Origin of the sequence: Pseudomonas sp. E6002 (genome assembly GCF_013385565.1) — a bacterium.
Taxonomy (GTDB): domain Bacteria; phylum Pseudomonadota; class Gammaproteobacteria; order Pseudomonadales; family Pseudomonadaceae; genus Aquipseudomonas.
Genome location: NZ_JACAPT010000033.1, coordinates 1 through 18534, shown reverse-complemented (window position 1 = coordinate 18534; position 18534 = coordinate 1). Strand labels below are relative to the sequence as shown.

At 62.6% G+C, this 18534-nt stretch carries 17 protein-coding genes; 9 read left to right on the top strand and 8 right to left on the bottom strand.

Going from position 1 to position 18534, the window contains the following annotated elements; translation table 11 throughout:
• The first annotated feature begins 18 nt into the window (after positions 1–18).
• Genes HX815_RS25765 through HX815_RS25745 form a run of 5 tightly spaced genes read left to right on the top strand, consistent with a single transcriptional unit; the run spans position 19 to position 5313 of the window.
• Entirely contained in the window at positions 19–555 is a 537-nt protein-coding gene (locus HX815_RS25765) for a spore coat protein U domain-containing protein (protein ID WP_032898768.1), read from the top strand.
• Between the two features lie 4 nt (positions 556–559).
• The gene (locus HX815_RS25760) at positions 560–1060 is read left to right on the top strand and encodes a spore coat U domain-containing protein (RefSeq protein WP_008431486.1); all 501 of its coding nucleotides are present in this window, start codon (positions 560–562) and stop codon (positions 1058–1060) included.
• A gap of 26 nt (positions 1061–1086) precedes the next feature.
• Positions 1087–1872, top strand: a complete 786-nt coding sequence (locus tag HX815_RS25755; protein WP_177029090.1) for a molecular chaperone — start codon at positions 1087–1089, stop codon at positions 1870–1872.
• Positions 1873–1913: 41 nt separating this feature from the next.
• On the top strand, positions 1914–4307 hold the full coding sequence (locus HX815_RS25750; protein ID WP_177029089.1) for a fimbria/pilus outer membrane usher protein: 2394 nt from the start codon (positions 1914–1916) through the stop codon (positions 4305–4307).
• A gap of 43 nt (positions 4308–4350) precedes the next feature.
• On the top strand, positions 4351–5313 hold the full coding sequence (locus HX815_RS25745) for a spore coat U domain-containing protein (protein ID WP_177029097.1): 963 nt from the start codon (positions 4351–4353) through the stop codon (positions 5311–5313).
• Here HX815_RS25745 and HX815_RS25740 read toward each other — a convergent pair.
• A complete protein-coding gene (locus HX815_RS25740) occupies positions 5310–6062 on the bottom strand; it encodes an anti-sigma factor (RefSeq protein WP_177021352.1) in 753 nt (250 codons plus the stop codon). The two genes, HX815_RS25745 and HX815_RS25740, sit on opposite strands and share 4 nt — an antisense overlap.
• Positions 6059–6565, bottom strand: a complete 507-nt coding sequence (locus HX815_RS25735; RefSeq protein WP_003212456.1) for an RNA polymerase sigma factor — start codon at positions 6563–6565, stop codon at positions 6059–6061. The genes HX815_RS25740 and HX815_RS25735 overlap by 4 nt, the downstream gene beginning before the upstream one ends.
• Positions 6566–6736: 171 nt before the next feature.
• Between HX815_RS25735 and HX815_RS25730 the strand changes: the two genes are divergently transcribed.
• Complete coding sequence (locus HX815_RS25730) at positions 6737–7819, top strand: catalase family peroxidase (protein WP_177021353.1); 1083 nt, start codon at positions 6737–6739, stop codon at positions 7817–7819.
• Positions 7816–8355: a cytochrome b gene (locus HX815_RS25725; protein WP_003212459.1), complete on the top strand. Its 540-nt coding sequence runs from the start codon at positions 7816–7818 to the stop codon at positions 8353–8355. The genes HX815_RS25730 and HX815_RS25725 overlap by 4 nt, the downstream gene beginning before the upstream one ends.
• Positions 8356–8409: 54 nt before the next feature.
• Here HX815_RS25725 and HX815_RS25720 read toward each other — a convergent pair whose 3' ends face one another.
• Both HX815_RS25720 and HX815_RS25715 read right to left on the bottom strand, forming a co-directional pair.
• Positions 8410–9561 (bottom strand): M14-type cytosolic carboxypeptidase, encoded by a 1152-nt coding sequence (locus HX815_RS25720; protein ID WP_008431496.1) that lies wholly within the window; start codon positions 9559–9561, stop codon positions 8410–8412.
• Positions 9562–10027: 466 nt separating this feature from the next.
• The gene (locus HX815_RS25715) at positions 10028–10390 is read right to left on the bottom strand and encodes a DUF6124 family protein (protein ID WP_177029088.1); all 363 of its coding nucleotides are present in this window, start codon (positions 10388–10390) and stop codon (positions 10028–10030) included.
• Positions 10391–10519: 129 nt separating this feature from the next.
• Between HX815_RS25715 and HX815_RS25710 the strand changes: the two genes are divergently transcribed.
• Complete coding sequence (locus HX815_RS25710) at positions 10520–11167, top strand: LexA family transcriptional regulator (RefSeq protein WP_177029087.1); 648 nt, start codon at positions 10520–10522, stop codon at positions 11165–11167.
• On the opposite strand, the gene HX815_RS25705 is transcribed toward HX815_RS25710, so the two are convergent.
• The 4 genes from HX815_RS25705 to HX815_RS25690 are packed head-to-tail and all read right to left on the bottom strand — an operon-like array spanning position 11164 to position 16705.
• Complete coding sequence (locus HX815_RS25705; protein WP_177029086.1) at positions 11164–13101, bottom strand: acetyl/propionyl/methylcrotonyl-CoA carboxylase subunit alpha; 1938 nt, start codon at positions 13099–13101, stop codon at positions 11164–11166. The genes HX815_RS25710 and HX815_RS25705 overlap by 4 nt on opposite strands.
• Positions 13098–13904: a gamma-carboxygeranoyl-CoA hydratase gene (locus HX815_RS25700; RefSeq protein WP_177029085.1), complete on the bottom strand. Its 807-nt coding sequence runs from the start codon at positions 13902–13904 to the stop codon at positions 13098–13100. The genes HX815_RS25705 and HX815_RS25700 overlap by 4 nt, the downstream gene beginning before the upstream one ends.
• Positions 13905–13919: 15 nt before the next feature.
• Positions 13920–15527 carry a carboxyl transferase domain-containing protein gene (locus HX815_RS25695; RefSeq protein ID WP_008431506.1) on the bottom strand — a complete coding sequence of 536 codons (1608 nt, stop codon included), beginning with the start codon at positions 15525–15527 and terminating at the stop codon, positions 13920–13922.
• A gap of 14 nt (positions 15528–15541) precedes the next feature.
• Entirely contained in the window at positions 15542–16705 is a 1164-nt protein-coding gene (locus HX815_RS25690) for an isovaleryl-CoA dehydrogenase (protein ID WP_003212472.1), read from the bottom strand.
• A 145-nt stretch (positions 16706–16850) separates the two neighbouring features.
• Here HX815_RS25690 and HX815_RS25685 point away from each other — a divergent pair, with 145 nt between their 5' ends.
• Positions 16851–18482, top strand: a complete 1632-nt coding sequence (locus HX815_RS25685) for an AMP-binding protein (RefSeq protein ID WP_087694671.1) — start codon at positions 16851–16853, stop codon at positions 18480–18482.
• Positions 18483–18534: the final 52 nt, after the last annotated feature.

The following is an 18534-nucleotide window of genomic DNA, read 5'->3' as shown; positions in this document are numbered from 1 at the left end:
TTCATGAGGATGGACATCATGCATGCACTTGTATCTAAAGCAGTTCTCCCATTGGTCGCACTGGCCTGGGTATCGGGTGCCCAGGCGGCCACGACGGTCACCGGGCAGATCAGCTCCACGCTGATCCTGACCAACAGTTGCCTGGTCAACGGCGTGGGCGGCACCACCGGTTTGAACTTCGGTACGATCAATTTCGGTACCACCAACAGCCAGTTCACCACGCAGTCCGGCCAGGTGCTGGGTGGCGGTGGAGGCGCGTTGTCGATCCAGTGTTCCTCGGGCACCTCGCCGGTGATCACTGTGGGTGCCGGGTCCCATGACGGCCAGTCCACGGGCGGCACCCGGGCGCTGTACGACGGCGTGGCCAACTATGTGCCGTATGACTTCTACACCGACACCGGGCATTCGACGCTCCTGGCTATCAACGGAACCATCAACGTAGGCGCGAGCACGGGCGTTGCGCAAACCGTGAACATCTACGGCCAGGCCGTGGGCAAGGCAGGTCTGCCGGCGGGTACCTACACCGACACGGTGTCGGTGCAACTGACGTTCTAGTGCCATGAAGCGGGCCTGCTGGGCGACGCTGGCGGTCATCACGGGTTGGGGGATGCCGTTGTCGTTGCTGGCGGTGACCAGCCAGACGATCCAGGTCAGCGCGACGATTGCCGCAGGCTGCCTGGTGGTGGGCGGCGGCACGAACTACGGCAGCCTGGCGTTCGGCAGCTATTCGTCGTTGTCCACCAGCACGGTGTCGGTGGCGCTGAGCAGCGGGGTAACGCTGCAATGCACCCCGGGAGTCACCTTGAACATGAGCGTCAACGGCGGCTTGTACAACGCCAGTGGCCGGCACATGCAGCTCAATAGCGGCAGTGCTCAAGTGGCGTACCAGCTGTTTCAGGACGCGGCCCTGAGCCAGAGCCTGGGGATCAGTCAAAGCGTCAGCGTGGCCTACAGCAACGCGAACAATATAACCCTGCCGATTTACGGCCGGGTGGTGTTACCGGGTAATCAGCCTGGGGGGACGTACAGCGACGTGCTGCAGGTGCAGCTGTCCTGGTAAGGCGATTGGCATGAGGAGTGGAATCTATGTTTGCAGCTTCCCGGCGGTATTGGGTTGCGGGTTTTATCGGTCTGGTGGCGTTGGGCGGTGGGCAGGTCCAGGCTGCCAGTTCGGTGCTGATCTGGCCCATTGACCCGGTGCTGGAGGCCGATCAACAGGCCAGCGCCTTGTGGTTGGAGAACCGCGGTACAGAGACTGCCAACCTGCAGATCCGGGTATTTGCCTGGAGCCAGGGCGGGTTTGACGAGCAGTACCAGAACCAGCGCGACGTGATCGGCAGCCCGCCGGTGGCGAAGATCGAACCGGGGCAGAAGCAATTGGTGCGCCTGACCCGGACCCGGGAAGTGCCGCCGGGCCAGGAGTTGGCCTATCGGATCATCATCGACGAAATCCCCGCCGCCACCCCTGAAACCCCCGCAGCCGATGGCAAGACGGCCGCAGCCATCCGCTTTCAGATGCGTTATTCGGTGCCGTTGTTCGCCTACGGCGCAGGCCTGTGGAGCAAGGAAGACGCGACGCGCCAGCGCGACCCCAAGGGCGCGGGCAAGCCTGACCTGAGCTGGAAAAAAGTCACCGTCGGCGGGCGCAACTATGTGGAGATGCGCAACCAGGGCGCGGTGCACGCGCGGCTCACCGATGTGGCGTTCAAGCAGGGCGGGCAGACCCGGCCGCTGGTTGACGGCCTGCTCGGCTATGTACTGCCGGGCGCAACCATGCGCTGGCCGGTGCCACAAGGTGTCGCGGGCGATCAGCCGCTGCAGGTGCGAGTCAATGGCGCAACGCAACTGGAGAACCTTGCGCCGGGACGGTAACGCAATGGAATAGGGCATGGAGCAGCCCTTGGTCTTAACGGATGGAGATGTCCATTGATGGACACAAAGCCTTGGTGAGCCATGGTTGGGCTCGTAGTCGATGGCGATCGGTGTGGGTGGTGGGCGGCCTGGCGGGCCTGGTGCTTGCGCCGCTTGGCGTGGCCGCGCCGTTGCCGCCGCCGCCCAGCAACATGGAGGCTGTTGCCGATGCACAGTTGTTCCTCGAACTGGTGGTCAACCAGATGGACACTGGCCGGGTGGTGGCCGTGGATCAGCGCGCCGGCGGCCTGTTTGTGCCGGCGGCCACCTTGCGGGACGTGGGCATGAAGCTGCCGGCCGAGATCACCACCGAGGTCGCGCTGGACCACCTGCCGGGCCTGCACACCGATTACGACAGCCAGGGCCAGCGCCTCATGTTGACGGTACCGCCGGCGTGGTTGCCGGCGCAGTTCATCGGCAGCCGCAACAACTACCCGCGCGCCCAGGCACTCACCAGTTTTGGTGCGTTGCTCAACTATGACGCTTACCTGAACGACACCGATGACGCCGGCACATACCTGGGCATTTTCAACGAAGTGCGGCTGTTCGATACCTGGGGCACCTTGTCCAATACCGGCCAATACCGCACCACCTTTGGCGGCCAGGCCAGCGGCAGCACTTTGAACAATGGCTACCGGCGCTATGACACCACCTGGCGCTTTTCCGACGATGAGCGCCTGCTGACCTACGAGGCGGGCGACGTGATCAGCAGCGCATTGCCGTGGAGCAGTTCGGTACGCCTGGGCGGGGTGCAAGTGTCGCGGGATTTCGGCGTACGCCCGGACCTGGTGACTTACCCCTTGCCACAATTTGCCGGGGAGGCGGCGGTGCCGTCGTCGGTGGACCTGTTCATCAATGGCTACAAATCCAGCAGCGCAGATCTGCAGCCGGGCCCGTACACCTTGACCAACGTGCCGTTTATCAACGGCGCCGGCGAAGCGGTGGTGGTCACCACCGATGCCCTGGGCCGGCAGGTGTCGACCACCGTGCCGTTCTACGTCACCAGTACGTTGTTGCAAAAAGGGCTGTCGGATTTTTCCGTGGCGGCCGGTAATTTGCGCCGCGACTACACCATTCGGGATTTTGGCTACGGGCCGGGCGTGGCCAGCGGCACGTTTCGTTACGGGGTGTCGGACTACTTCACCCTGGAAAGCCATGCCGAAGCCTCAGGCGACCTGACCCTGGGCGGGCTCGGCGGCAACGTGCGGCTGGGCAACTTCGGGGTGCTCAATACCGCCCTCAGCCAAAGCCAGTTTGATGGCGAGACCGGCCAGCAACTGAGCTTCGGTTATCAATACAGCAACCAGCGCTACAGCCTGTCATACCAGCGAGTAGAACGCCGCGACCAGTACGCCGACCTGACCCTGGTCGACACGCCTTATGCGAGCCTCAGCAAGCGCAGCGAGCAGGTGACCCTGAGCCTGAACCTCAACGATTTCGGCAGCATCGGTGCCGGCTATTTCGATGTACAGGCGGCCGATGACTCCCGCACCCGGCTGATGAACCTCACCTGGAGCAAACAGCTGTGGCGCAACACCAGTTTCTATCTGTCGGCCAACCGTGAGGTGGGTGACAGCAACTGGGCCATGCAGGCGCAGTTGGTCATCCCGTTCGACGTCTACGGCAGCCTGGCCTTGAGCAACGAGCGCAGCCAGGCCGGCGAAAGTCGCCAGCGGGTCAACTACAGCCGGGCGGTCCCGTCCGAGGGCGGCGTGGGCTACAACCTGGGGTATGCCAGTGGCGACGGCCCGGCCTATCGCCAGGCCGACCTGACCTGGCGCATGCAGTCGGTGCAATTGCAGGCGGGCGTGTACGGCAGCAGTGACGCCGAGACCCGTTGGGCGGATGCCAGTGGCTCGCTGGTGTGGATGGACAATCAGGTGTTCACCGCCAACCAGGTCAATGACGCGTTTGTGGTGGTGAGCACCGACGGCTATTCCGGTGTGCCGGTGCTCTATGAAAACCAGTTGGTGGGGGAAACCGACCGTAATGGGCACCTGCTGGTACCGTGGAGCAGCGCTTATTACCGCGGCAAGTATGAAATCGACCCGCTGAACCTGCCGGTCAACGTGCAGACCCCGAATGTCGAGCAGCGCGTGGCGGTGCGGCGCGGCAGCGGCTACCTGCTGGAGTTCCCGGTGCGCCGGGTGATCGCGGCCAGTATCACCCTGGTGGATGCCCGGCATCAGGACCTGCCCCTGGGCAGCCAGGTGCGTCATGAGCAAACCGGGGCGCGCGCGGTGGTGGGTTGGGATGGCCTGGTGTACCTGGAGAACCTGGCGGCCCACAACACCTTGCAAGTCACTGTGGGTGAGGGCCGTACCTGCCAGGCAACGTTCGACGTGGATATCAACGAGGAGCAGGTGCCGCTGATCGGGCCGCTGGTTTGCCAATGAGATAAGGAGTGTGGGTGTGCGGGTCAAGGGATGGGTGTCGGGAATGCTGGTGTTGGCGAGCCTTGGGGGCGTGCAGCAGGCGCAAGCCTTGTGTTCGGTGGGGGCGACCGTGCCAGCCAGCTTTGGCACGTCGGTGAGTTCGATGACCGTGCGCACTGCCGCCCAGACCAGTTCGACCACCTCCGGCGGCTTGAACTGTACCTCTGCCCTGATTTCGTTGCTGGCTTCCACCGACCACTTTTACGCCACCATCACCGGTTCCTCCCAGGGCGGCATGGTTGGGCCCACCGGTGATGTGATCAGCTACACGGTCTATGCCAACAACACCACCGGCTTTCCGATGACCCGGGGCACCGCGTTCGACTTTGGCGGGCCCGGCGGCATCGCGCAAACCGCCGGGCTGATTTCCGGGCCGGGCACGAAAACCTTGCCGCTTTACATGAGCACGACGATCGGCAGCAACGTGGCGGCCGGCACCTATAGCGAAACCCTGAGTATTTTCTGGAACTGGAACTATTGCTCGGGCATTGGTATCGGCGGGATTTGTCTGGGGCGGGATATCAACAGTGGCACCACGACGTTGACCGTCAGCATGACCGTGGCCAATGACTGCACGATCACCGCGCCCAACATCAGCTTCGGCAGCGCCCCGGTGATCAGTGGTTTTTCCAGCGTGAGCGGGCAAGCCACGATTGCCTGCACCAAGGGCAGTGCCTACACCGTGGGCATCAGCGACGGGCAGAACCCGGTGAGTGTGGGCGGGCAGCGGCGGATGATCTCGGGGAGCAACTTCCTCAATTACGATATCTTCAAAAGCGCCACCACCACTCGCTGGGGCAGCGTGACCACTGCCCGGCGCGCCAGCTCCACGGCTGAGGTGAACCCCGGGAATGGCCTGGGCACCGGTAGCCAAGTGTTCAACTACAACGCGGCGATCTATAGCAACCAGGCCACGCCGCCAGCCGGTACCTACGTCGATAACGTGGTGCTGGATGTGGCGTTCTAGAACCGCATCGTCTGCTTTAGCATCTGCGTGGTCGAGGCGTCCTGCGGGCTGACCATCGCATAGTTGTAGCCCGCGCCCGACCAGTATTCGGCCTGCAGCCCGTCGGCACTGCGGCTGCCACGGGGCAGGAATTTGTTTTCCGGGCCTGGCGGACGGATATAGAAACTGATGCGTCGCCCTTGGGGGTCTTCATACAGCACCATGGCCGCCGCGCCTTGTTCGGTACTGAGCAGGCGCCCGCTGACCGCCTTGAACCCGGCCTGGCTCAGGTCCGGCAGGCGGTAGGCCTGGTTGAAGTAACGGTCGAGCCAGCCTTGCATGTCGCCACCGCTTTGCACGTGGTAGTCGGCGGGCAAGATGCCGTCCTGGGCAAACAGGCGGTAGGCCTGCATCGCGTCGCTCATGGGCGCCATGCTCTCGAGCAGCGTGGCCTGGCGGGCCTGCCAGCCGCCGAGGCCGCCGACACTGACGGCAATCAACAGCATGGCGGCGGTTGCGAGATGGCGGCGTGACTGGCGCTTGACCCGCTGGCGAATCAGGGCCGGGTCCAGCTCGGGGTTGGCGGGTTGTTGCAGTGCGCCGCTCAACGATGCCCGCAGGTGCTGCGCGTCCTGTTGCCAGGCGTGCACCTGGGCGGCGACGTCCGGGTGGGCCGCCAGCCAGGTTTCGAGCTGGCGGCGGTCGGCGTCCAGGAGCTGGTGATCGACGTAGGCATGCAAATCGCGTTCGCTGGGAGGCAGGCTGATCATTTGAGTATCCGCAGGGCAGGGCTGGTGATTTCGCCGTCGCTGAGCTGGCGCAGGGCCTGGCGCGCGCGCGACAGGCGAGACATCACGGTGCCCACGGGCACCTCGAGGATGTCGGCGACTTCTTTGTAGCTCAAGCCTTCCACCGAGACCCACAGCAGCAGGGCGCGCTGTTCGGTGTTCAATTTGTCGAAGGCTTGCAGGGTCGATTGCGCGATGACGGTGCGCTCGACCGACGGCTGCGAATCATCGCGGCCGGTGAAAAATTCCAGCATGCGTGTGTACCGCCGGGAGCGCCGATGGGCGTCGAGGAACTGCCGGTAGAGGATCGAGAACAGCCAGGCGCGCAAGTCGCCTTCGAGGCGTTTGTCGGCCCAACTGATGATCGCGCGCTCAAGGCTCGCCTGCACCAGGTCGTCGGCGCTGCTGGTGTTACGCGTCAGGGACACGGCAAAACGCCGCAACCTGGGGATGAGTTCACGTAACTGTTCGTCGAGTTCGTGCATGGGATTCTGGCTAGTCACTACGCTGGGACTAGGAAGACGTCCGGCGTTGAAGGTTATTCCAGGCCAATAAAAATAAACAGCAGGCCAGGGAATAGAGTGCGCTGGCGTTCGTCCCAAGTGTTCCGACCTTATGTTTCACCCACTCAAGGCCTTGGGCCCTGGAGTTATTTCATGGTAGATCACTCATCACCGCCCCGTCCGCCGTTGAGCACCGCAAGCCTGATAATTCGGTTGGCCAGCATCGGCGTGGTGGTTGCCGTCGTGGCCGGGGCGTTCGCCTACGTCAACGGGAGCCTCGACCCACAGCGGTTGCGTCCCAAAACCCTGGTCAATGCCTTGGAAACCAACAACGGCTTGCACCCTGGCTACCGGCGTAACCATGCCAAGGGCGTGTGCGTGGCCGGTTATTTCGAGAGCAGCCCCGAAGCGCGCCAGTATTCCAGTGCCCAGGTATTCAGCGAGGCGCGTACCCCGGTTATCGGGCGTTTTGCGCTGCCCAGCGGCAACCCGTATGCGCCGGACAGCAGCGTGCCGATCCGCAGTTTTGCCTTGCAGTTCAACTTGGCCAACGGCCAGCAATGGCGCACCGGGATGAACAGCATGCCGGTGTTCCCGGTGGGCACGCCCGAGGCCTTCTTCGAGATGCTCAAGGCCGGCGCACCTGACCCGGCCACCGGCAAGCCGAACCCGGCAGGCATGCCGGCGTTCTTCGCGGCGCACCCCGAGACCGCGCCGTTCCTGGCCTGGGTCAAGACCGCCAAACCGTCTGCCAGCTATGCCACTGAAACCTATAACGGCATCAACGCGTTTTACCTGGTAAACGCCAGCGGCCAACGCCAGGCCGTGCGCTGGGGCGTCGTACCGCAAAGCCAGGATGCTGCGGGGGCCACGGCGCCCGCCGGCAGCGACTTCCTCGAAAAAGACCTGGCCCAGCGCCTGGTGGCCGGGCCGTTGCGCTGGCAGTTGAACCTCACCCTGGCCAACCCGGGCGACCCGGTGGATGACGCCAGCAAGACCTGGACCGGTGAGCACAAGGTGCTGAATGCCGGGACCCTGGTGCTGGACAGCAGCCAGCCGCAAATGGACGGTGATTGCCGTGACATCAACTTTGATCCACTGGTGCTGCCGAGCGGTATCGAAGCCTCGAATGACCCATTGCTGGCCGCCCGTTCGGCGGCGTACGCCAGTTCCTACCTGCGTCGCACCAGCGAAGTCAGCCAGCTGCACAGCGCCCCTCAGGAGTCGAAGCCATGAATGCCCAACCCCGGTTTTTCGCCCCGCTGGCGCGGCTGCTGCATTGGCTGATGGCGTTGATGATCATCGCCATGCTGTTTATCGGCGCGGGCATGGTGGCCTCGGTTTCCGAACGCCATGAGTGGCTGATCCACCTGCACAAGCCGCTGGGCATTGCGATCCTGGCGCTGGTGATCGTGCGCCTGGTGGTGCGTTTTTCCACGCGCCAGCCGCCGCTGCCTGCCGACTTGCCGCTGTGGCAAGTGCTGGCGGCCAAGGCCTCCCACGTGGTGCTGTATGCGTTGATGCTGGTGTTGCCGCTGCTGGGCTGGGCGATGATTTCAGCGGCCGGCGACCCGGTGATGCTCAGCAGTTCGGTACAGTTGCCGGCGCTGGTGGGGGCGAATGCGCCGTTGTTTGCCGTGTTGCGCAAGGCTCACGGTTACCTGGCGTATTTGCTGTTTCTGACGGTGTTGTTGCACCTGGCGGCGGCGCTGTTCCACGGTTTGATCCGGCGTGATGGTGTGTTGCAAAGCATGACCGGCAGCAAGGACTGAAGCCTTCCCCGGCGACGGTTGCTGTGATGCAGCCGTCGCCGGGATCGTGGATGTTTAGCGCAATACGCCGACGATATCCGCCACGCTGCTCAACACATCCTTGCCCAACTGCATCGAGCGTTTGCCCGACCAGCCAGTGTGCGGGTTGGGCGCGTCGTCGTTGTCCTTGAAGGGCATTTCCAGGGTCAGGGACAGGCAATCGAACTTCTCGCCGACGCTGTTGCACGCCAGGGTCATATTGGCTTCGCCCGGCAGGTCGCGGGTGTAGCCATGCGCGGTCTGAAAATCCCGGGTGAGGTTGCTCAGGTGGCTGCGGAAGTGTTTTTCCAACTGCTCGATACGTGGCGTGTAGCCCGGGTTGCCTTCACAACCGGCGGTGAACACATAGGGGATTTCCTCGTCGCCGTGGATATCCAGGAACAGGTCAACGCCGTACTTTTCCATTTGTTGCTGGACGAACAGTACTTCGGGGCTGATCTCCTGGCTCGCACTCTGCCAGGCGCGGTTGAGGTCCTGGCCCATGGCGTTGGTGCGCAGATGCCCATGGAACGCACCATCGGGGTTCATGTTCGGTACCAGGTACAGGTCGGCGGCGGCCAGGAGCTTTTTCAGCTCGGCGTCACCGTCCTGCTGCAGGCGCTCGATGATGCCTTCCATAAACCATTCGGCCATGTGCTCGCCGGGATGCTGCTGGGCGATGATCCAGACCTTGCGCTTGTTGGCCTCGCCCTTGCCACGGCGCAGCAGTTGGATATCACGGCCTTCGACACTTTTGCCGGTGGCCAGCAATTGCGTGCCGGCGCGGTTCAGCGCCTGGTCGATCAGCCAGTCGTGGCGTTCGCGGCTGTAGGGTTCGAAGTAAGCGAACCAGGCCTGTTTTTCACGGGTTTCGAGGGTGATGTGCAGCGTTTCGCCATCAAAGCGGGTGGGCACCCGGAACCAGTTGATATGGTCGTAGGACGCCACGGCGTTGTAGCCGCTCCAGGCGTGCTTGTAAGACGAGTGGCCGGCATTGCTCAGGCGGAAGGTGTGGGTGTGACCCACGTGCATGCCTTCGGCCTTGAAGTGGAACCACTGGAAGTGCTGGCTGCGCGTATCGGGCTTTATCGCCAGCAGCAACTGGTGAGCATCACTGGCGTCGAGCACCTGGATATTGCCACTGTCGAAGTCGGTGCTGATCTTGATGGAGGTCAAGGCCACGGTCATAGTCTGGTTGCCTGAATATGAGTGTTGTGGCGGGCATTTTACACCGGAGCGGGGCAAAGCCTGGATGCAATTTTTGCGGGTGAAGAGGGGGCGTCGTCCATGACGCCGCCGCAGCTTAGAATCTATGAGATTGATTCTCAAGTGCTATTTTTGAAAGAACCGGCCTAGAGCGCTCGATCGACTTTCTTTTGGCGATGGTCTTTTGCTACCATGCGCGCCATCAAGCAACACACAGTCTTCATTAGCCTGAAGTCACGCCAGGGAAAAACTGGCAAAAAAAAGACCCGGCCAAAGAGCCGGGTCAAAAACCGTGATTAGCCTGATGAGGAGATATTCCAAGAGTCCGACCTAAGGTCTCTTGGTCTATCGACTGATCTCGCGATCAGCTAGGTCCAATAATAATCATTATCATTTGCAAGTCAAATGTTTTTATCCCTCGGATAGAAATATTTTTCCCGCGTGCCTGTTACAGGCAGGCCGGCTGTTCGGCGCCCCTCGCCGAAAGCCGCAGTGACCGCTCCACCATCACCTTCGCCATATCGATCAAATAGACCACTGAAAACGCCAGGTCCCGGCTATTGCCGTGGGCGCTGTTTGCCGATTCGTACGCAGTGGCCGCGGCGCTGCGCAGCAGGTCGGAGGCGTGGACCAGGGCCTCCTCGTCGCTGATGCCGGGCTTGACCTCGAACAACGTGTCGTCAACGGAGGGCGGTGCGGCATCCTCTTTCAGGTAATAGTCCAGCGCGCGTTGGGCGGCGCCACTGCTGCGCAGGAACAGCCGCTCGTCTTCATCGCAGGTGTCGGGCAGGGTATACGGGGTGGTCGTCATAAGGGCAGTGCTCTGTGTGGGTGTCGAAAGCCTGCAATCGATATTAGTACTAATCGTATTTATGGCGTTTTATTGATTACTACAAACTGTTTATTGTCGTGGTGAGTACACAACGTATTGTCAGGGCCCATGGATAAATGGATAGCGTTGGTCAAGGCCAACATGAAAGACCGCAAGGTCACGCAGGACCAACTGGCGTCGCGCCTGGGCATGTCTCAGGGCGGGGTCGGCCACTGGCTGAACAAGCGTCGGGTGCCGAGCCTTGCCGATATGAACCGGGTGATGCAGGAGCTGGGCCTGGATGGGCTCGAGGTCGCGCTGGTGGTTCGCGAAAAAGCGCTCGCGGCGGTTGCCGAGGAACTGCAGCCGGCGCCGCACTACAACCCGAATTACCGTTACCCGGTGAGCGAAGGGAAGGGAGGCTACCCATTGCAGGAAGAACCTCGGCCGTACGGCGTTACTCGTTTTCAGATGAGCGACTATCACGCCCGTGGCAAGGCGTTCTGGATGCGCGTGACTGGCGACGCCATGACCGCCCCCAGCGGCTTGAGTATCAATGAAGGCACGATGATTCTGGTGGACCCGGCCATCCAGCCCGAGCCCGGCAAACTGGTGGTGGCCCAATGGGCATTTGATTCCCAGGCGATCTTGCGCAAATGGGTCAGGCAGGGCGGCCAGCTTTACCTGGTGCCGCTCAACCCTACGTACCCGAAGATGCTGTTCAGTGAAGAGTGCCGGATCATCGGCGTGGTGGCGCAGGCGGTCACGAGGTTTTAACTCGCGGCTTCCAGCTCCACCAGTGCGCTGCCTTCACCGACCATTTCGCCTTCCTGGCAGTACAGCGCCTTGACCACGCCGGCATGGGGCGCGCGAATGCTGTGTTCCATCTTCATGGCCTCCAGCACCACCAACTGCGTACCGGCTTCAACCGTTTGCCCGACTTCCACCAGCACTCGCACGATGCTGCCGTTCATCGGTGCGGCCAGGCCGCCCTGATGGGACTGGCTGGCATCGACGGCGGCAATCGGGTCGAACAGGCTGACACTGTGCACCTCGCCGTCCCAGCGCAAAAACACACTGCCGCCCTCGCGTACCGCCAGATGGGAGCGGCGCACGCCGTACTGGTCGATCAGCAATTGTTCGCCGTGCAACTGGGGCGGGTTGACGCCGGCTTGCAGCATTACCAGGCGATCCTGGCCGTTGCAGCTCAGGTGCAGGGAAACCTCGCCCGGCAAGCCTGCGCGAAAACCTCGGGTGTCGGCCCAGGGCGAACGGGTGTCAGTGCTCGGTTGGGTCTGCATGAACGCCTGGCCGGCGGCCTGCCAGAATGCCTCACTCAATTCGCCAGGCGCCGGCAGCAGCTCATCCTGATAACGCGGGATAAACCCGGTATCGAGCTCGGCAGCGGCAAACGCCGGATGGCCGATAATGCGCCGCAAGAAGCCCAGGTTGGTCTTCAGTCCACCCACGGCAAATTCATCGAGCATGCCCAGCAGCCGCAGGCGCGCCTGTTCGCGGTCCTCGCCCCAGGCAATCAACTTGCCCAGCATCGGGTCGTAGAACGGTGACACGTTGTCGCCTTGTTCGACGCCGCTGTCTACCCGGCGCCCGGGCCCTGGCGTGGATTCGCGGTACAGCGCCAGGTGCCCGGTGGCCGGCAGAAAATCGTTGGCCGGGTCCTCGGCGTACAGGCGCACTTCAATCGCATGCCCCAGCAGCGGCACTTGCTCCTGAGTCATCGGCAGCGGCTCGCCCTGGGCCACGCGGATCTGCCAGGCCACCAGGTCCAGGCCGGTGATGGCCTCGGTCACCGGGTGTTCCACCTGCAGCCGGGTGTTCATCTCCATGAAGAAAAACTCGCCCCGGGCGTCCAGCAGAAACTCCACGGTGCCCGCGCCCACGTAGCCGATGGCCTGGGCCGCACGCACGGCCGCTTCGCCCATGGCCTTGCGCTGCTCGGCACTCAGGCCCGGCGCCGGGGCTTCTTCGACGACTTTTTGATGGCGGCGCTGGATCGAGCAATCGCGCTCATTGAGGTACAGGCAGTGACCGTGCTGGTCGGCGAACACCTGGATCTCCACGTGACGCGGCTTGAGCAAATACTTTTCCACCAGCATCTGCGCATTGCCAAAGGAGGACAGTGCTTCACGCTGTGCCGAGGCCAACGCTTCGGCCAGTTGGCTGACGTCCTCGACCACCTTCATGCCCTTGCCGCCGCCGCCTGCCGTTGCCTTGAGCAGCACCGGGTAACCGATACGCTCGGCTGCCTGGCGGAAAGTCTCCAGATCCTGGGCGTCGCCGTGGTAACCGGGCACCAGCGGCACGCCGGCGGTTTCCATCAACGCCTTGGCGGCCGATTTGCTGCCCATGGCATCAATGGCCGAGGCGGGCGGGCCGAGGAAGATCAACCCGGCGGCTTCAATGGCGCGGGCAAACCCTGCGTTCTCCGAAAGAAACCCATAACCCGGGTGAATCGCCTGGGCGCCGCTGGCCTGGGCCGCGGCAATCAGTTTGTCGATTTGCAGGTAGCTGTCGGCGGCCTTGCTGCCGCCCAGGTCCACACGAATATCAGCCTCGCGGGTGTGCCGCGCGTCACGGTCGGTGGCGCTGTGCACGGCCACGGTGGTCAGGCCCATGGCCTTGGCGGTGCGCATCACCCGACAGGCGATTTCGCCACGGTTGGCTACCAATACGGTAGTAAGCGTCTTCATGAACGCGGCTCCTGAGGCTGCCAGTTGGGCGCGCGTTTTTGCAGAAAGGCACGCAGGCCTTCCTGGCCTTCGGCGCTGACGCGGATCCGGGCGATGGAGTTTTCGCAGTAGCGACGCAATGCTGGCGTCAGGGCACCGTGGCCGACTTCCCGTAGCAGGTCCTTGCTGGCGCGCATGGCCGCCGGGCTGTTGAGCAGCAGATTGGCAATCCACAATTGGACTTGAACGTCCAACTCATCAGCGGGATAACTCTCCGCCAACAACCCGATTTCCCGCGCCCGCTGGCCGCCGAAGCGATCTGCCGTGAGGGCATAGCGTCGGGCAGCCCGCTCACCGATCGCCTGCACCACGAACGGGCTGATCACCGCCGGCGCCAGGCCAATGCGCACTTCCGACAGGCAGAACTGCGCATCGTCGGCGCCAATCGCCATGTCGCAGCAACTGATCAACCCCAGGGCACCGCCGTAGGCCGCACCCTGGACTACCGCCAGCGTCGGGATCTTCAGCTTGGCGAGGTTGTACATCAGCTCCGCCAGTTCTCGGGCATCGTCCAGGTTGGTGTGGTAATCCAGTTCGGCCGACTGCTGCATCCAGGCCAGGTCGGCGCCGGCGCTGAAGTGTTTGCCGCGCCCGCGCAGTACCAGAAAACGCAGGGCCGGATCGCCTTGCACCCGGTCCAGGGCAATGATCAGTTCGCGGATCATTTCGGCATTGAACGCGTTGTTCTTGGCTTCACGACTGAGCCACAGCGTGGCAAAGCCACGGGGGTCGGTGATCAGTTCGAGGGTGTTGAAATCGCTCATGGGGTGCAGCTCCATTTACATGCGGAACACGCCGAAGCGGCTCGGCTCGATGGGGGCGTTCAGCGCGGCGGACAGGGCCAGGGCGAGCACGTCGCGGGTCTGCAGCGGGTCGATGACGCCGTCATCCCACAGCCGTGCGCTGGAGTAGTAGGGGTGGCCCTGGGTTTCGTACTGGTCGAGGATCGGCTGCTTGATTGCCGCTTCCTCATCGCTGCTGAAACCCTGGCCGGCGCGCTCGGCCTGCTCACGCTTGACCTGCACCAGCACGCCGGCGGCCTGTTCGGCGCCCATCACGCCGATGCGTGCGTTGGGCCACATCCACAAGAAGCGCGGGTCGTAGGCGCGTCCACACATGCCGTAGTTACCGGCGCCGAAGCTGCCGCCGATGATCACGGTGAACTTCGGCACCTTGGCACAGGCTACCGCTGTCACCAGTTTGGCGCCGTGCTTGGCGATGCCGCCGGCTTCGTATTTCTGGCCGACCATGAAGCCGGTGATGTTTTGCAGGAACAACAGCGGAATCCCGCGCTGGCAGGCCAGTTCGATAAAGTGCGCGCCTTTTTGCGCGGCCTCGGCGAAGAGGATGCCGTTGTTGGCCAGGATCGCAATCGGATAGCCGTGCAGGTGCGCAAAGCCGCACACCAGAGTGGTGCCAAACAACGCCTTGAATTCATCGAACACCGAGCCGTCCACCAATCGCGCGATCACCTCGCGTACATCGAACGGTTGCTTGGCGTCGGCCGGAATCACGCCGTACAGCTCTTCGCTGCTATAAAGCGGCGCCAGCGGCGTGCGTTGTTGCAATTGCCCCAGCTTGCGCCAGTTGAGGTTGGCCACACTGCGCCGAGCCAGGGCCAGCGCATGTTCGTCGCTGTCGGCATAGTGGTCGGCCACCCCGGAAATCTTGCAGTGCACATCGGCACCGCCCAGGTCTTCGGCGCTGACCACTTCTCCGGTCGCCGCCTTCACCAGCGGCGGGCCGGCGAGGAAGATGGTGGCTTGCTGGCGGACCATGATTGCTTCGTCCGCCATCGCCGGCACATAGGCACCACCGGCAGTGCAGGAGCCCATCACCACCGCGATCTGCGGGATGCCCTGGGCGCTCATGTTCGCCTGGTTGAAGAAGATTCGTCCGAAGTGCTCGCGGTCCGGGAACACTTCATCCTGACGCGGCAGGTTGGCGCCGCCGGAGTCCACCAGGTAGATGCACGGCAGGCGGTTCTGCTCGGCGATGGTCTGGGCGCGCAGGTGTTTCTTGACGGTCAGCGGGTAGTACGAGCCGCCTTTCACCGTGGCGTCGTTGGCGACGATCATGCATTCGACGCCTTCCACCCGGCCAATCCCGGCAATCACCCCGGCAGCGGGCACGTCTTCGCCGTACACCTGATAAGCCGCCAGCTGGCTGAGTTCAAGGAACGGCGAGCCAGGGTCGAGCAAGCGATTGATCCGCTCGCGGGGCAACAGCTTGCCCCGCGACGTATGCCGCTCCTGGGCCTTGGCGCCGCCGCCTTGCTGCACCTGGGCGAGCAGGGTATGCAGGGCGTCGACCTGTTGGAGCATCGCTACGCTGTTGGCGGCGAATTCCGCCGAGCGCGGGTTGAGCTGGGTGTGCAGGGTAGCCATGGTGCGCGCTCCGTTCAGCGGGTTTCGTTAAACAGTTCGCGACCGATCAACATGCGCCGGATTTCACTGGTGCCGGCACCGATTTCATACAGCTTGGCGTCACGCAATAGACGGCCAGCCGGGAATTCATTGATATAGCCATTGCCGCCGAGAATCTGGATCGCGTCGAGGGCCATCTGGGTAGCGCGTTCGGCGCTGTAGAGGATCACGCCGGCGGCGTCCTTGCGCGTGGTTTCGCCGCGCTCGCAGGCCTGGGCCACCGCGTACAGGTAGGCGCGGCTGGCGTTGAGCTGGGTGTACATGTCGGCGACCTTGCCCTGGATCAGCTGGAACTCGCCGATGCTCTGGCCGAACTGCTTGCGGTCATGGATGTAGGGCACGATCAGGTCCATGCAGGCCTGCATGATCCCGGTCGGGCCGCCGGACAGCACAACGCGTTCGTAATCGAGGCCGCTCATCAGCACTTTCACGCCGCCATTGAGTGCGCCGAGGATGTTTTCTTCCGGCACTTCGACGTCATCGAAAAACAACTCGCAGGTGTTGGAGCCGCGCATGCCGAGCTTGTCGAACTTGTTGCTGCGGCTGAAGCCCTTCGAGTCGCGCTCGACGATAAACGCGGTGATGCCGTGGGCACCCTTTTCCAGGTCGGTCTTGGCGTAGATCACGTAGGTATTGGCATCAGGGCCGTTGGTGATCCAGGTCTTGCTGCCGTTGAGCACATACACACTGCCGCGTTTATCGGCGCGCAGCTTCATGGAGACCACATCGGAGCCGGCGTTCGGCTCGCTCATGGCGAGTGCGCCGATGTGTTCGCCGCTGATCAGCTTGGGCAGGTATTTGAGTTTTTGCTCATGGGTGCCGTTGCGGTTGATCTGGTTGACGCAGAGGTTGGAGTGCGCGCCGTAGGACAACGCCACCGAAGCCGAACCCCGGCTGATTTCTTCCATGGCCACCACGTGGGCCAGGTAGCCCAGGCCGGCGCCGCCGTATTCTTCCGGCACGGTGATGCCCAGCAGGCCCATATCGCCGAACTTGCGCCACATATCGGCGGGGAACAGGTTGTCGATATCGATCTGCGCAGCGCGCGGCGCCAGTTCCTTGGCCACGAAGGACTGCACCTGGTCGCGCAGCATGTCGATGGTTTCACCGAGGGCGAAGTTCAGGGAGGGGTAACTCATGGACGGGCACCTTCTAGCGTTGTTTTTGTATGGCCAATACGCCGGGGAGGGCGATCACCTTTACGTTAACGTAAACTTGCGTTGCGGGCCTGTCAATCGTAGTTTACGTTTACGTCAACCTACAAAAAAGACAACAGGGGTCGTTATGGATCAATCGAATCAGAGCTACAGCCGCGGCTGTCAGGACAAGGCCTTGCTGGCCATGACTATCGGCCAGGCCTTTGATCAAACGGTTTCGCGCTACTCCGACGGCGAAGCCTTGGTCGTGGGCCATCAACAGCGTCGCTACACCTGGCGGCAACTGGCAGAGACGGTTGACTTGCATGCACGTGCGTTCCTGGCCTTGGGGATGCAGGCCGGCGACCGCTTGGGCATCTGGGCCCCCAACTGCGCCGAGTGGTGCATCAGCCAGGTCGCCAGCGCCAAAATCGGCGTGATTCTGGTCAATATCAACCCGGCGTATCGCAGCAGTGAATTGGAGTACGTACTCAAGCAATCCGGTTGCCAGTGGTTGGTGTGCGCCGGGTCGTTCAAGACCTCCGATTACCACGGCATGTTGCAGGAGCTTCAACCTGACCTGCGCGGCATCATCAGCCTTGATCCCAGCCCGCCCCCGGGGTTTACGCCCTGGTCGCAATTGGCGGCCCTCGGGGCAGGCGTCCCGCCCGAGCAATTGCAGATCCGCCAGGCCGGCCTGCACTTCGATCAACCCGTCAATATCCAGTACACCTCCGGCACCACCGGCTTCCCCAAGGGCGCCACCCTCAGTCACCACAACATCCTCAATAACGGCTACATGGTTGGCGAAAGCCTGGGCCTGACGGCGCAAGATCGCCTGGTGATCCCGGTGCCGCTGTATCACTGCTTTGGCATGGTGATGGGTAACCTGGGCTGCATCACCCATGGCACCACGATGATCTACCCGAGTGACGGTTTCGACCCATTGCTGACCCTGGCTGCCGTCGCCGAAGAACAGGCCACCGGGCTATACGGGGTGCCTACCATGTTTATCGCCATGCTTGATCACCCGCGCCGCGCCGAGTTCGACCTGTCGCGCCTGCGCACCGGGATCATGGCGGGCGCCACTTGTCCGATCGAGGTGATGCGCCGGGTTATCGGCGAGATGCACATGAGTGAGGTGCAGATTGCCTATGGCATGACGGAAACCAGCCCGGTGTCGTTGCAGACCGGGCCGGATGATGACCTTGAGCGGCGTGTTACGACGGTTGGCCGGACCCAGCCACAGCTGGAAAGCAAGATTATCGATGACGCCGGTAACACGGTTGCTCGGGGCCAGGTAGGGGAGCTGTGTACCCGGGGCTACAGCGTGATGCTCGGTTACTGGAATAATCCTGACAGCACTCGTGAGGCTATCGACGAGGCGGGCTGGATGCACACCGGCGACCTGGCGACCATGGATGAACATGGGTACGTGTGCATCGCCGGGCGTAACAAGGACATGATCATTCGCGGAGGTGAGAACGTGTACCCGCGGGAGTTGGAGGAGTTTTTCTTTACTCATCCGGCGGTGGCGGATGTGCAGGTGATCGGGATTCCGGATGAGCGTTACGGTGAGGCGATTGTGGCGTGGATCAAGTTTCATCCGGGGCATGTGGCTAATGAGCTTGAGCTGCAGACGTGGTGCAAGGGGCGGATTGCGCACTTCAAGATGCCCAAGCATTTCAAATTTGTGGATGAGTTTCCGATGACGGTGACGGGGAAGATCCAGAAGTTTCGGATGCGGGAAATTATGATTGAAGAGTTGAAGGGGGGGTGAGGGGTGTTTATCCGTTATTTAGGTAACGGCGGCTTATGGTTTCGCTCTTACA